Source organism: Vibrio ishigakensis (genome assembly GCF_024347675.1).
Classification (GTDB): domain Bacteria; phylum Pseudomonadota; class Gammaproteobacteria; order Enterobacterales; family Vibrionaceae; genus Vibrio; species Vibrio ishigakensis.
Map to the genome: position 1 here is coordinate 2,662,751 of NZ_AP024881.1, position 14,704 is coordinate 2,677,454.

Sequence of the window (14,704 nt, forward strand, 5' to 3'; positions counted from 1 at the left end):
TCTAGACGTCTAAAACACTAGGTGTTGTTATTTTATCGTTAACGAAAACATAGTTTATTTGAATTACTCTGAAATATGTCTCAAAGTCTTGATGCGCATATTAAATGGAGAATTAAATGGAAGCCTACAATACGCTCTGCTTTCTGGCAGCCGGAGCGGTATTAATCGCCTTTATCAACAGTAAGATTGGTAAGATGCAAACCACCATAGCCATTACCGCTGGTGCAATGCTCTTATCTCTCGGCATCATCATCGCAGGTCAAATGGGTTGGTTTAAGCTATCTCATGTAGCCACAGAAACCATAGCTTCAATAGACTTTGAGAACTTCCTACTTAAAGGTATTTTGGGTTTCCTTCTATTTGCAGGTGGCCTTGGCATACACATAGACCACCTCAAAGATCAAAAATGGGAAATTACAGGACTGGCACTGGGTGCAACCATCTTCTCAACCTTCTTTATTGGCTTTGTCCTCTATTTCCTATGTTCACTAATAGGCATCAATCTTGACCTTATCTACTGTCTTCTATTTGGTGCCTTGATATCCCCTACCGACCCCATTGCAGTATTGGCGATCGTTAAGAAACTCAATGCCCCAAAACGTATCTCAACTCAAATCGAGGGGGAGTCGCTGTTTAACGATGGTTTTGGTCTGGTTATCTTTGTCACCATGTTCACAGTCGCCTTTGGCAGCGAAGCACCTACCGTAGGCAGTGTTACTTCACTATTCCTACACGAGGCAGTGGGCGGTATTCTGTATGGCTTCGTTCTAGGCTTGCTGTTCCACTTTCTGATCAGCTCTACCGATGATCATTCAATGGAGCTACTACTAACCCTAACCATACCAACCGCAGGTTACGTATTTGCCGAAGTGCTTGAAGTATCAGGACCACTAGCCATGGTGGTATCGGGCATCATGATAGGTAACTGGACCAGACAAAAAGGGTTCTCAAAAGAGAGTCATCAAAACCTCGACCACTTTTGGGAGCTGATTGATGAGTTCCTAAACGGTGTACTGTTCCTACTCATCGGTATGTCTATGCTGTTATTTGAATTCCATAAGGAAGACTGGGTGTTGATGGTATTAGCTGTGCCATTGGTACTGACAGCTCGTTTCTTGAGTGTAAGAGGCACCTATATAGGCTTTAACCGCTTTAGAAAGTACAACCCAATGTCAGTGAAGATCCTTACTTGGGGTGGCCTGCGAGGAGGTCTTGCCTTGGCAATGGCACTGTCTATCCCAACCGGCATTATGGTTATCCCAGAGAAGAACATAGACGTAAAAGAGCTCATCATGGTGATGACCTATTCGGTGGTGATGTTCTCTATCTTGATACAAGGGATGACTATCACCCCTATGATAGAAAAAGCTAAAACGCTCGAACCAGAGGAAGAAGAAAAATAGAAAAAGGCGTGCATATGGCACGCCTTCTTTTTATTCGTCGGTGGTAAAGTTCGCTTCAGAGAACTTATCCAAGTCATATGGAGTTTGTTGGTAAACGCAGTAGTTGAGCCAATTGCTAAACAGCAGATGCCCATGACTGCGCCAAGTAGCGCGAGGGGCTTTATCCGGATTATCTTCAGGATAGTAGTTCACAGGAACAGCAGGCTCCATACCCTCTCCAAGGTCACGCACATACTCCGTATGTAGGGTATGTGACTCGTACTCCGGATGACCCGTTACGAATACATTACGCTTATCTTTAGTCGAAGCTAGGTATACACCTGCAACATCCGAGGTCGCGAGGATATCTAGATCTGTATGTTCAGCTAAGTATTCCGGTGAGAAGTCCGCATAACGAGAATGAGGCGCTAGGAAGGTATCATCAAATCCACGCAAGATAGGATGATGCTGATCGTGAATCAGATGCTGATACACACCTGATAGTTTTTCCTTTCGAGTGCGTTTAGGCAAGTCATAGAGTAGCTTCAGACCTGCCTGAGCAGCCCAACAAACATAAAGTGTTGAAGTTACGTGTTCTTTTGCCCAGTTCATAATGGACTGCAGATGCTCCCAATAGATCACATCCTCAAACTGAACCAAACCTAATGGCGCACCTGTGATGATCAAGCCATCGAAGTTGCGCTGTTTTACTCCCTCAAATTGGCGATAAAAGGTATCAAGGTGTTCTGTTGGAGTGTTCTTACTTGGGCGGTTATCAATGCGTAGTAGCTCTACATCTACTTGAAGAGGACTATTAGAGAGAAGACGAAGGAACTGGGTTTCAGTCTCAATCTTCTTCGGCATTAGATTCAGTAGTAGGACTCTAAGCGGACGAATCTCTTGCGAAGACGCACGAGACTCAGACATCACAAAGATGTTCTCTCCGCGCAATACATCCGTCGCAGGTAATTGATCAGGGACTCGAATCGGCACAACTTTTCTCCTTTAAGCATCTAGACGTCCATACGTATATCCTGTCAGACTACTGCAATAGAATCATGATGTCGAGTACGATATTGAAATCTAACCTTCAATCCCGAGCCCATTGATATTCTGGGTTCTCTCCTAGCCGTTTAAAGTATTCTGGATGTAGTTGTTTAAACTGGTCTTTTTGCAGATCGGCAATGTTCCAATCAGAAAAGTCGATAACCAGTGTCTTACCGTTTATTTCAAGTTCTGTGTGGCTTAAGTGCCTCAGAATTCTGCTGTACCTCAGCTGCTCCTGCTTGTCACAACTAAAGGTTACTGTTTGACTGTCAGACTTATTGATCTTTAACTGTCCACTAGCATCAGCCGCACAGCTACTATAGTCGGTCAATTGAAGGACTAGCTTGTTATCCATGGTTGTATAGACAGACACCTCTATAGACTGCATTGGATAAAGCTTACGAAGAAGAAGCTGATGGGTATTCCGAGTTCTAGCAATCTGCACACCACTATCTACAAATGGCAAAGTCAGCCACTCCCAGTCGTAACCACTGTCTTTATATGCCAATAGCCCAAACACACTACCAAACAGCGTGAATAGGTATATAGACAGAATACAGAGGAATAAGATCAGTAGCTTTTTCATCATCGTAGCAATTAGAGACTTTAAATAAAGATACCACTGTTCAGCAGAATGTTAGGGATAAAGAATTGAGATTGAGGATCTGGGGGCTATCAGCTATCAGCAGAATTATAAAAGCCTCAGACGTAAAAAAGCCCTAGTCTTTCGACTAGGGCTTCTCTATTAGTGGCGGAGTGGACGGGACTCGAACCCGCGACCCCCGGCGTGACAGGCCGGTATTCTAACCAACTGAACTACCACTCCGCACCAATTTGTTATCAATTCAAAGTCTTACTCGCGTTGCTTTGAGTCGATGTAATTTAAAGCCTGGCGATGTCCTACTCTCACATGGGGAAGCCCCACACTACCATCGGCGCTATTGCGTTTCACTTCTGAGTTCGGCATGGAATCAGGTGGGTCCACAACGCTATGGTCGCCAAGCAAATTCTTAAAATTCGGAAAGCTATCTAAAAGTTCATCACACAATCAACGTTCTATCTTCGAGTCCAACTCAAAACCTCTTAGGTGTTGTATGGTTAAGCCTCACGGGCAATTAGTACAGGTTAGCTCAACGCCTCACAACGCTTACACACCCTGCCTATCAACGTTCTAGTCTCGAACAACCCTTCAGGACACTTAAAGTGCCAGGGAAGACTCATCTCAGGGCTCGCTTCCCGCTTAGATGCTTTCAGCGGTTATCGATTCCGAACTTAGCTACCGGGCAATGCCATTGGCATGACAACCCGAACACCAGAGGTTCGTCCACTCCGGTCCTCTCGTACTAGGAGCAGCCCCCTTCAATCTTCCAACGCCCACGGCAGATAGGGACCGAACTGTCTCACGACGTTCTAAACCCAGCTCGCGTACCACTTTAAATGGCGAACAGCCATACCCTTGGGACCGACTTCAGCCCCAGGATGTGATGAGCCGACATCGAGGTGCCAAACACCGCCGTCGATATGAACTCTTGGGCGGTATCAGCCTGTTATCCCCGGAGTACCTTTTATCCGTTGAGCGATGGCCCTTCCATTCAGAACCACCGGATCACTATGACCTGCTTTCGCACCTGCTCGAATTGTCATTCTCGCAGTCAAGCGGGCTTATGCCATTGCACTAACCTCACGATGTCCAACCGTGATTAGCCCACCTTCGTGCTCCTCCGTTACTCTTTGGGAGGAGACCGCCCCAGTCAAACTACCCACCAGGCACTGTCCTCACCCCAGATAATGGGGCTAAGTTAGAACATCAAACATACAAGGGTGGTATTTCAAGGATGGCTCCACCAATACTGGCGTACTGGTTTCAAAGCCTCCCACCTATCCTACACATGTAGGCTCAATGTTCAGTGCCAAGCTGTAGTAAAGGTTCACGGGGTCTTTCCGTCTAGCCGCGGGTACACTGCATCTTCACAGCGATTTCAATTTCACTGAGTCTCGGGTGGAGACAGCGTGGCCATCATTACGCCATTCGTGCAGGTCGGAACTTACCCGACAAGGAATTTCGCTACCTTAGGACCGTTATAGTTACGGCCGCCGTTTACCGGGGCTTCGATCAAGAGCTTCGACTTACGTCTAACCCCATCAATTAACCTTCCGGCACCGGGCAGGCGTCACACCGTATACGTCATCTTACGATTTTGCACAGTGCTGTGTTTTTAATAAACAGTTGCAGCCACCTGGTATCTGCGACTCCCAATAGCTCCATCCGCAAGGGACTTCACCGTCGAGAGCGTACCTTCTCCCGAAGTTACGGTACCATTTTGCCTAGTTCCTTCACCCGAGTTCTCTCAAGCGCCTTGGTATTCTCTACCCGACCACCTGTGTCGGTTTGGGGTACGATTCCTTATAATCTGAAGCTTAGAGGCTTTTCCTGGAAGCATGGCATCAATGACTTCACCGCACGTAGCGGCTCGACATCGTATCTCAGCGTTAAGAAAGTCCGGATTTACCTAAACCTTCCGCCTACATACTTGAACCTGGACGACCGTCGCCAGGCCCACCTAGCCTTCTCCGTCCCCCCATCGCAATTATAAGAAGTACGGGAATATTAACCCGTTTCCCATCGACTACGCCTTTCGGCCTCGCCTTAGGGGTCGACTTACCCTGCCCCGATTAACGTTGGACAGGAACCCTTGGTCTTCCGGCGAGGAGGTTTTTCACCCCCTTTATCGTTACTCATGTCAGCATTCGCACTTCTGATACCTCCAGCAGCCCTTACAGACCACCTTCAACGGCTTACAGAACGCTCCCCTACCCCGCTAATAAAATTAGCAGCCGCAGCTTCGGTGTATAGCTTAGCCCCGTTACATCTTCCGCGCAGGCCGACTCGACCAGTGAGCTATTACGCTTTCTTTAAATGATGGCTGCTTCTAAGCCAACATCCTGGCTGTCTAAGCCTTCCCACATCGTTTCCCACTTAGCTATACTTTGGGACCTTAGCTGGCGGTCTGGGTTGTTTCCCTCTCCACGACGGACGTTAGCACCCGCCGTGTGTCTCCCGGATAGTACTCAATGGTATTCGGAGTTTGCAAAGGGTTGGTAAGTCGGGATGACCCCCTAGCCTTAACAGTGCTCTACCCCCATTGGTATTCGTCCGAGGCTCTACCTAAATAGATTTCGGGGAGAACCAGCTATCTCCAGGTTTGATTGGCCTTTCACCCCTAGCCACAAGTCATCCGCTAATTTTTCAACATTAGTCGGTTCGGTCCTCCAGTTGATGTTACTCAACCTTCAACCTGCCCATGGCTAGATCACCTGGTTTCGGGTCTATATCCAGAGACTGAACGCCCAGTTAAGACTCGGTTTCCCTACGGCTCCCCTAGATGGTTAACCTTGCCACTGAATATAAGTCGCTGACCCATTATACAAAAGGTACGCAGTCACACCACGAAGGTGCTCCTACTGCTTGTACGTACACGGTTTCAGGTTCTATTTCACTCCCCTCACAGGGGTTCTTTTCGCCTTTCCCTCACGGTACTGGTTCACTATCGGTCAGTCAGTAGTATTTAGCCTTGGAGGATGGTCCCCCCATATTCAGACAGGATATCACGTGTCCCGCCCTACTCGATTTCACTGATGATGCGTCGACAACTACGGGACTATCACCCTGTATCGTTGAACTTTCCAGAACATTCGTCTAACGCATTAAAAGCTTAAGGGCTAATCCAATTTCGCTCGCCGCTACTTTCGGAATCTCGGTTGATTTCTTTTCCTCGGGGTACTTAGATGTTTCAGTTCCCCCGGTTCGCCTCTTACACCTATGTATTCAGTGCAAGATAATTGCTTATGCAATTGGGTTTCCCCATTCAGAAATCCCAGACTCAAATGGTTTTTACTACCTAATCTGGGCTTATCGCAAGTTAATACGTCTTTCATCGCCTCTGACTGCCAAGGCATCCACCGTGTACGCTTAGTCACTTAACCATACAACCCAAAGAAGTTTCTTTAAGGTTGACCTATTTGCTTTCACTTTTAAAAAGTGAAGACAAAGGTTAAATCACCAAAGTTGTCTGCAATTATTTAAACATGATGCAGACTCGATTTTGCCGGACTCAAATTCCAAGAACACTTGATTGTGTGTTGGTACCTAATCAAAAGATTAGGATTTGAGAACTTTTAATTGAATATTGTTAATCAAACAATATTCGTCAGCTTTCCAAATTGTTAAAGAGCAGATTTCTTTCGAAACCATTTTTAAAAGCACTTAGTAAATGCACTTAAAGATGGTGGGCGATACCGGGCTCGAACCAGTGACCCCCTCCTTGTAAGGGAGGTGCTCTCCCAACTGAGCTAATCGCCCACGAAAGTTTTAATTCCTCGTGGAGAAGAATGGTGGGTCGTGCAGGATTCGAACCTGCGACCAATTGATTAAAAGTCAACTGCTCTACCAACTGAGCTAACGACCCAATGGTATCCCGTAGGGGAGTCGAACCCCTGTTACCGCCGTGAAAGGGCGGTGTCCTAGGCCTCTAGACGAACGGGACACTAAGTTGAAATGTCTTGGGGGACATCTCTAATCTCTTTACTTTCTAAACCATATCAATCTGTGTGGACACTCATCGTGAATAATCATCGTATAAGGAGGTGATCCAGCCCCAGGTTCCCCTAGGGCTACCTTGTTACGACTTCACCCCAGTCATGAACCACAAAGTGGTGAGCGTCCTCCCGAAGGTTAAACTACCCACTTCTTTTGCAGCCCACTCCCATGGTGTGACGGGCGGTGTGTACAAGGCCCGGGAACGTATTCACCGTAGCATTCTGATCTACGATTACTAGCGATTCCGACTTCATGGAGTCGAGTTGCAGACTCCAATCCGGACTACGACGCACTTTTTGGGATTCGCTCACTCTCGCGAGTTGGCCGCCCTCTGTATGCGCCATTGTAGCACGTGTGTAGCCCTACTCGTAAGGGCCATGATGACTTGACGTCGTCCCCACCTTCCTCCGGTTTATCACCGGCAGTCTCCCTGGAGTTCCCACCATTACGTGCTGGCAAACAAGGATAAGGGTTGCGCTCGTTGCGGGACTTAACCCAACATTTCACAACACGAGCTGACGACAGCCATGCAGCACCTGTCTCAGAGTTCCCGAAGGCACCAATTCATCTCTGAAAAGTTCTCTGGATGTCAAGAGTAGGTAAGGTTCTTCGCGTTGCATCGAATTAAACCACATGCTCCACCGCTTGTGCGGGCCCCCGTCAATTCATTTGAGTTTTAATCTTGCGACCGTACTCCCCAGGCGGTCTACTTAACGCGTTAGCTCCGAAAGCCACGGCTCAAGGCCACAACCTCCAAGTAGACATCGTTTACGGCGTGGACTACCAGGGTATCTAATCCTGTTTGCTCCCCACGCTTTCGCATCTGAGTGTCAGTATCTGTCCAGGGGGCCGCCTTCGCCACCGGTATTCCTTCAGATCTCTACGCATTTCACCGCTACACCTGAAATTCTACCCCCCTCTACAGTACTCTAGCCTGCCAGTTTCAAATGCGGTTCCGAGGTTGAGCCCCGGGCTTTCACATCTGACTTAACAAACCACCTGCATGCGCTTTACGCCCAGTAATTCCGATTAACGCTCGCACCCTCCGTATTACCGCGGCTGCTGGCACGGAGTTAGCCGGTGCTTCTTCTGTCGCTAACGTCAAATAATGCAGCTATTAACTACACTACCTTCCTCACGACTGAAAGTGCTTTACAACCCGAAGGCCTTCTTCACACACGCGGCATGGCTGCATCAGGCTTGCGCCCATTGTGCAATATTCCCCACTGCTGCCTCCCGTAGGAGTCTGGACCGTGTCTCAGTTCCAGTGTGGCTGATCATCCTCTCAGACCAGCTAGGGATCGTCGCCTTGGTGAGCCATTACCTCACCAACTAGCTAATCCCACCTGGGCTAATCTTGACGCGAGAGGCCCGAAGGTCCCCCTCTTTGCTCCGAAGAGATTATGCGGTATTAGCCATCGTTTCCAATGGTTATCCCCCACATCAAGGCATATTCCCAGGCATTACTCACCCGTCCGCCGCTCGACGCCGTTATCGTTCCCCGAAGGTTCAGATAACTCGTTTCCGCTCGACTTGCATGTGTTAGGCCTGCCGCCAGCGTTCAATCTGAGCCATGATCAAACTCTTCAATTAAAGTTTTGTTGTTACCGAAGTAACGGCTCAATGAATACTGACTTCAAAATCACTAAGTAATTTTAAAGCTATTATCGTTCCAACAGAACGATAATGAATTGACTGTGCCAAGTCTTTCGACTCGTTTGGTCACTCAGTTCATTGATAAATCTTTTTGGATTATCATCAACGAGTGCCCACACAGATTGATAGGTTTAAATTGTTAAAGAGCTTGGCTTTCAATGACTTAGCATTAGCTCAGTCATTAGCACAGGACGCGTATATTACGCTCCTCACCGAGAAAGTCAACATAAAACTTTAAGTTTTTTTAAAGCCTTATGGTGACTGAACTCAATCGAGTTCAATCGGTATTTAAAGCCTGGCGATGTCCTACTCTCACATGGGGAAGCCCCACACTACCATCGGCGCTATTGCGTTTCACTTCTGAGTTCGGCATGGAATCAGGTGGGTCCACAACGCTATGGTCGCCAAGCAAATTCTTAAAATTCGGAAAGCTATCTAAAAGTTCATCACACAATCAACGTTCTATCTTTGAGTCCAACTCAAAACCTCTTAGGTGTTGTATGGTTAAGCCTCACGGGCAATTAGTACAGGTTAGCTCAACGCCTCACAACGCTTACACACCCTGCCTATCAACGTTCTAGTCTCGAACAACCCTTCAGGACACTTAAAGTGCCAGGGAAGACTCATCTCAGGGCTCGCTTCCCGCTTAGATGCTTTCAGCGGTTATCGATTCCGAACTTAGCTACCGGGCAATGCCATTGGCATGACAACCCGAACACCAGAGGTTCGTCCACTCCGGTCCTCTCGTACTAGGAGCAGCCCCCTTCAATCTTCCAACGCCCACGGCAGATAGGGACCGAACTGTCTCACGACGTTCTAAACCCAGCTCGCGTACCACTTTAAATGGCGAACAGCCATACCCTTGGGACCGACTTCAGCCCCAGGATGTGATGAGCCGACATCGAGGTGCCAAACACCGCCGTCGATATGAACTCTTGGGCGGTATCAGCCTGTTATCCCCGGAGTACCTTTTATCCGTTGAGCGATGGCCCTTCCATTCAGAACCACCGGATCACTATGACCTGCTTTCGCACCTGCTCGAATTGTCATTCTCGCAGTCAAGCGGGCTTATGCCATTGCACTAACCTCACGATGTCCAACCGTGATTAGCCCACCTTCGTGCTCCTCCGTTACTCTTTGGGAGGAGACCGCCCCAGTCAAACTACCCACCAGGCACTGTCCTCACCCCAGATAATGGGGCTAAGTTAGAACATCAAACATACAAGGGTGGTATTTCAAGGATGGCTCCACCAATACTGGCGTACTGGTTTCAAAGCCTCCCACCTATCCTACACATGTAGGCTCAATGTTCAGTGCCAAGCTGTAGTAAAGGTTCACGGGGTCTTTCCGTCTAGCCGCGGGTACACTGCATCTTCACAGCGATTTCAATTTCACTGAGTCTCGGGTGGAGACAGCGTGGCCATCATTACGCCATTCGTGCAGGTCGGAACTTACCCGACAAGGAATTTCGCTACCTTAGGACCGTTATAGTTACGGCCGCCGTTTACCGGGGCTTCGATCAAGAGCTTCGACTTACGTCTAACCCCATCAATTAACCTTCCGGCACCGGGCAGGCGTCACACCGTATACGTCATCTTACGATTTTGCACAGTGCTGTGTTTTTAATAAACAGTTGCAGCCACCTGGTATCTGCGACTCCCAATAGCTCCATCCGCAAGGGACTTCACCGTCGAGAGCGTACCTTCTCCCGAAGTTACGGTACCATTTTGCCTAGTTCCTTCACCCGAGTTCTCTCAAGCGCCTTGGTATTCTCTACCCGACCACCTGTGTCGGTTTGGGGTACGATTCCTTATAATCTGAAGCTTAGAGGCTTTTCCTGGAAGCATGGCATCAATGACTTCACCGCACGTAGCGGCTCGACATCGTATCTCAGCGTTAAGAAAGTCCGGATTTACCTAAACCTTCCGCCTACATACTTGAACCTGGACGACCGTCGCCAGGCCCACCTAGCCTTCTCCGTCCCCCCATCGCAATTATAAGAAGTACGGGAATATTAACCCGTTTCCCATCGACTACGCCTTTCGGCCTCGCCTTAGGGGTCGACTTACCCTGCCCCGATTAACGTTGGACAGGAACCCTTGGTCTTCCGGCGAGGAGGTTTTTCACCCCCTTTATCGTTACTCATGTCAGCATTCGCACTTCTGATACCTCCAGCAGCCCTTACAGACCACCTTCAACGGCTTACAGAACGCTCCCCTACCCCGCTAATAAAATTAGCAGCCGCAGCTTCGGTGTATAGCTTAGCCCCGTTACATCTTCCGCGCAGGCCGACTCGACCAGTGAGCTATTACGCTTTCTTTAAATGATGGCTGCTTCTAAGCCAACATCCTGGCTGTCTAAGCCTTCCCACATCGTTTCCCACTTAGCTATACTTTGGGACCTTAGCTGGCGGTCTGGGTTGTTTCCCTCTCCACGACGGACGTTAGCACCCGCCGTGTGTCTCCCGGATAGTACTCAATGGTATTCGGAGTTTGCAAAGGGTTGGTAAGTCGGGATGACCCCCTAGCCTTAACAGTGCTCTACCCCCATTGGTATTCGTCCGAGGCTCTACCTAAATAGATTTCGGGGAGAACCAGCTATCTCCAGGTTTGATTGGCCTTTCACCCCTAGCCACAAGTCATCCGCTAATTTTTCAACATTAGTCGGTTCGGTCCTCCAGTTGATGTTACTCAACCTTCAACCTGCCCATGGCTAGATCACCTGGTTTCGGGTCTATATCCAGAGACTGAACGCCCAGTTAAGACTCGGTTTCCCTACGGCTCCCCTAGATGGTTAACCTTGCCACTGAATATAAGTCGCTGACCCATTATACAAAAGGTACGCAGTCACACCACGAAGGTGCTCCTACTGCTTGTACGTACACGGTTTCAGGTTCTATTTCACTCCCCTCACAGGGGTTCTTTTCGCCTTTCCCTCACGGTACTGGTTCACTATCGGTCAGTCAGTAGTATTTAGCCTTGGAGGATGGTCCCCCCATATTCAGACAGGATATCACGTGTCCCGCCCTACTCGATTTCACTGATGATGCGTCGACAACTACGGGACTATCACCCTGTATCGTTGAACTTTCCAGAACATTCGTCTAACGCATTAAAAGCTTAAGGGCTAATCCAATTTCGCTCGCCGCTACTTTCGGAATCTCGGTTGATTTCTTTTCCTCGGGGTACTTAGATGTTTCAGTTCCCCCGGTTCGCCTCTTACACCTATGTATTCAGTGCAAGATAATTGCTTATGCAATTGGGTTTCCCCATTCAGAAATCCCAGACTCAAATGGTTTTTACTACCTAATCTGGGCTTATCGCAAGTTAATACGTCTTTCATCGCCTCTGACTGCCAAGGCATCCACCGTGTACGCTTAGTCACTTAACCATACAACCCAAAGAAGTTTCTTTAAGGTTGACCTATTTGCTTTCACTTTTAAAAAGTGAAGACAAAGGTTAAATCACCAAAGTTGTCTGCAATTATTTAAACATGATGCAGACTCGATTTTGCCGGACTCAAATTCCAAGAACACTTGATTGTGTGTTGGTACCTAAATCATAAAGATTTAGGATTTGAGAACTTTTAATTGAATATTGTTAATCAAACAATATTCGTCAGCTTTCCAAATTGTTAAAGAGCATGTTTTCTAGAGCAAATAAGCTTTCGAAACCATTTTTAAAGATTCTACTTTCTATTTAAGAGAAATAAGAACACTTAAAGATGGTGGAGCTAAGCAGGATCGAACTGCTGACCTCCTGCGTGCAAGGCAGGCGCTCTCCCAGCTGAGCTATAGCCCCATCGAATGTCATGTCGAACCAACTCTCTGGGCAAGAATTGGTGGGTCTGAGTGGACTTGAACCACCGACCTCCCGCTTATCAGGCGAGCGCTCTAACCAGCTGAGCTACAGACCCAACATGAAACTCTTAACTTCTAAACCGTATCAATCTGTGTGGACACTCATCGTGAATAATCATCGTATAAGGAGGTGATCCAGCCCCAGGTTCCCCTAGGGCTACCTTGTTACGACTTCACCCCAGTCATGAACCACAAAGTGGTGAGCGTCCTCCCGAAGGTTAAACTACCCACTTCTTTTGCAGCCCACTCCCATGGTGTGACGGGCGGTGTGTACAAGGCCCGGGAACGTATTCACCGTAGCATTCTGATCTACGATTACTAGCGATTCCGACTTCATGGAGTCGAGTTGCAGACTCCAATCCGGACTACGACGCACTTTTTGGGATTCGCTCACTCTCGCGAGTTGGCCGCCCTCTGTATGCGCCATTGTAGCACGTGTGTAGCCCTACTCGTAAGGGCCATGATGACTTGACGTCGTCCCCACCTTCCTCCGGTTTATCACCGGCAGTCTCCCTGGAGTTCCCACCATTACGTGCTGGCAAACAAGGATAAGGGTTGCGCTCGTTGCGGGACTTAACCCAACATTTCACAACACGAGCTGACGACAGCCATGCAGCACCTGTCTCAGAGTTCCCGAAGGCACCAATTCATCTCTGAAAAGTTCTCTGGATGTCAAGAGTAGGTAAGGTTCTTCGCGTTGCATCGAATTAAACCACATGCTCCACCGCTTGTGCGGGCCCCCGTCAATTCATTTGAGTTTTAATCTTGCGACCGTACTCCCCAGGCGGTCTACTTAACGCGTTAGCTCCGAAAGCCACGGCTCAAGGCCACAACCTCCAAGTAGACATCGTTTACGGCGTGGACTACCAGGGTATCTAATCCTGTTTGCTCCCCACGCTTTCGCATCTGAGTGTCAGTATCTGTCCAGGGGGCCGCCTTCGCCACCGGTATTCCTTCAGATCTCTACGCATTTCACCGCTACACCTGAAATTCTACCCCCCTCTACAGTACTCTAGCCTGCCAGTTTCAAATGCGGTTCCGAGGTTGAGCCCCGGGCTTTCACATCTGACTTAACAAACCACCTGCATGCGCTTTACGCCCAGTAATTCCGATTAACGCTCGCACCCTCCGTATTACCGCGGCTGCTGGCACGGAGTTAGCCGGTGCTTCTTCTGTCGCTAACGTCAAATAATGCAGCTATTAACTACACTACCTTCCTCACGACTGAAAGTGCTTTACAACCCGAAGGCCTTCTTCACACACGCGGCATGGCTGCATCAGGCTTGCGCCCATTGTGCAATATTCCCCACTGCTGCCTCCCGTAGGAGTCTGGACCGTGTCTCAGTTCCAGTGTGGCTGATCATCCTCTCAGACCAGCTAGGGATCGTCGCCTTGGTGAGCCATTACCTCACCAACTAGCTAATCCCACCTGGGCTAATCTTGACGCGAGAGGCCCGAAGGTCCCCCTCTTTGCTCCGAAGAGATTATGCGGTATTAGCCATCGTTTCCAATGGTTATCCCCCACATCAAGGCATATTCCCAGGCATTACTCACCCGTCCGCCGCTCGACGCCGTTATCGTTCCCCGAAGGTTCAGATAACTCGTTTCCGCTCGACTTGCATGTGTTAGGCCTGCCGCCAGCGTTCAATCTGAGCCATGATCAAACTCTTCAATTAAAGTTTTGTTGTTCCGAAGAACGGCTCAATGAATACTGACTTCAAAATCACTAAGTAATTTTAAAGCTATTATCGTTCCAACAGAACGATAATGAATTGACTGTGCCAAGTCTTTCGACTCGTTTGGTCACTCAGTTCATTGATAAATCTTTTTGGATTATCATCAACGAGTGCCCACACAGATTGATAGGTTTAAATTGTTAAAGAGCTTGCTTTTTCGAGGCTTACCTCTCAAAGCGGACGGCCATTCTAGCGATTTGAATCTCAGTGTCAAACACTTTTTTGAATTTCTTTTCGAAGAGAAGTGAAACTCAAATGATTCAAGGCTTTTGGCCTCTGACCACCGCTGAAGCGTTGTGCGCTCTGCCGTGTCAGTGAGGCGGCATTATAGAGACTTCCGTCACACTGGCAAGCGTTTTTTTGAAGAAAATTAGAAAAAATCGCATTTAATTCGATTTTTAACTGAAAGGCCTATTTATCCATGTTT

The 14,704-nt window shown here is 48.3% G+C and carries 3 protein-coding genes, 6 tRNA genes and 6 rRNA genes; 1 reads left to right on the forward strand and 14 read right to left on the reverse strand.

Translation table 11 applies throughout. The annotated features are described in order from the left end of the window. Positions 1-116: 116 nt before the first annotated feature. Positions 117-1,403 carry a cation:proton antiporter gene (locus Pcarn_RS12225; RefSeq protein ID WP_261834133.1) on the forward strand — a complete coding sequence of 429 codons (1,287 nt, stop codon included), beginning with the start codon at positions 117-119 and terminating at the stop codon, positions 1,401-1,403. Between the two features lie 30 nt (positions 1,404-1,433). Here the strand turns inward: Pcarn_RS12225 and metA are convergent, their stop codons facing one another. From metA to Pcarn_RS12295, 14 genes are all read right to left on the reverse strand, one after another. Next, the gene (metA, locus tag Pcarn_RS12230) at positions 1,434-2,375 is read right to left on the reverse strand and encodes a homoserine O-acetyltransferase MetA (RefSeq protein ID WP_261834134.1); all 942 of its coding nucleotides are present in this window, start codon (positions 2,373-2,375) and stop codon (positions 1,434-1,436) included. A 97-nt stretch (positions 2,376-2,472) separates the two neighbouring features. Continuing rightward, positions 2,473-3,015: a hypothetical protein gene (locus tag Pcarn_RS12235; protein WP_261834135.1), complete on the reverse strand. Its 543-nt coding sequence runs from the start codon at positions 3,013-3,015 to the stop codon at positions 2,473-2,475. 163 nt (positions 3,016-3,178) lie between these two features. Further along, positions 3,179-3,255, reverse strand: a tRNA-Asp gene (locus tag Pcarn_RS12240). A 61-nt stretch (positions 3,256-3,316) separates the two neighbouring features. Then, positions 3,317-3,432: ribosomal RNA gene (gene rrf / locus Pcarn_RS12245) — 5S ribosomal RNA — on the reverse strand. 91 nt (positions 3,433-3,523) lie between these two features. Then, a 23S ribosomal RNA gene (locus Pcarn_RS12250) occupies positions 3,524-6,413 on the reverse strand. Between the two features lie 300 nt (positions 6,414-6,713). After that, positions 6,714-6,789, reverse strand: a tRNA-Val gene (locus tag Pcarn_RS12255). A 30-nt stretch (positions 6,790-6,819) separates the two neighbouring features. Next, positions 6,820-6,895 (reverse strand) — tRNA-Lys (locus Pcarn_RS12260). A 2-nt stretch (positions 6,896-6,897) separates the two neighbouring features. Beyond that, positions 6,898-6,973 (reverse strand) — tRNA-Glu (locus Pcarn_RS12265). 93 nt (positions 6,974-7,066) lie between these two features. Further along, positions 7,067-8,619 (reverse strand): 16S ribosomal RNA (locus tag Pcarn_RS12270). 356 nt (positions 8,620-8,975) lie between these two features. Next, positions 8,976-9,091, reverse strand: a 5S ribosomal RNA gene (rrf, locus tag Pcarn_RS12275). Between the two features lie 91 nt (positions 9,092-9,182). Further along, positions 9,183-12,072: ribosomal RNA gene (locus Pcarn_RS12280) — 23S ribosomal RNA — on the reverse strand. Between the two features lie 334 nt (positions 12,073-12,406). Continuing rightward, positions 12,407-12,482, reverse strand: a tRNA-Ala gene (locus tag Pcarn_RS12285). 38 nt (positions 12,483-12,520) lie between these two features. Continuing rightward, positions 12,521-12,597 (reverse strand) — tRNA-Ile (locus tag Pcarn_RS12290). A gap of 67 nt (positions 12,598-12,664) precedes the next feature. Continuing rightward, a 16S ribosomal RNA gene (locus Pcarn_RS12295) occupies positions 12,665-14,217 on the reverse strand. Together the 16S, 23S and 5S rRNA genes with 6 tRNA genes alongside form the textbook arrangement of a ribosomal RNA operon. Between the last annotated feature and the right edge of the window lie 487 nt (positions 14,218-14,704).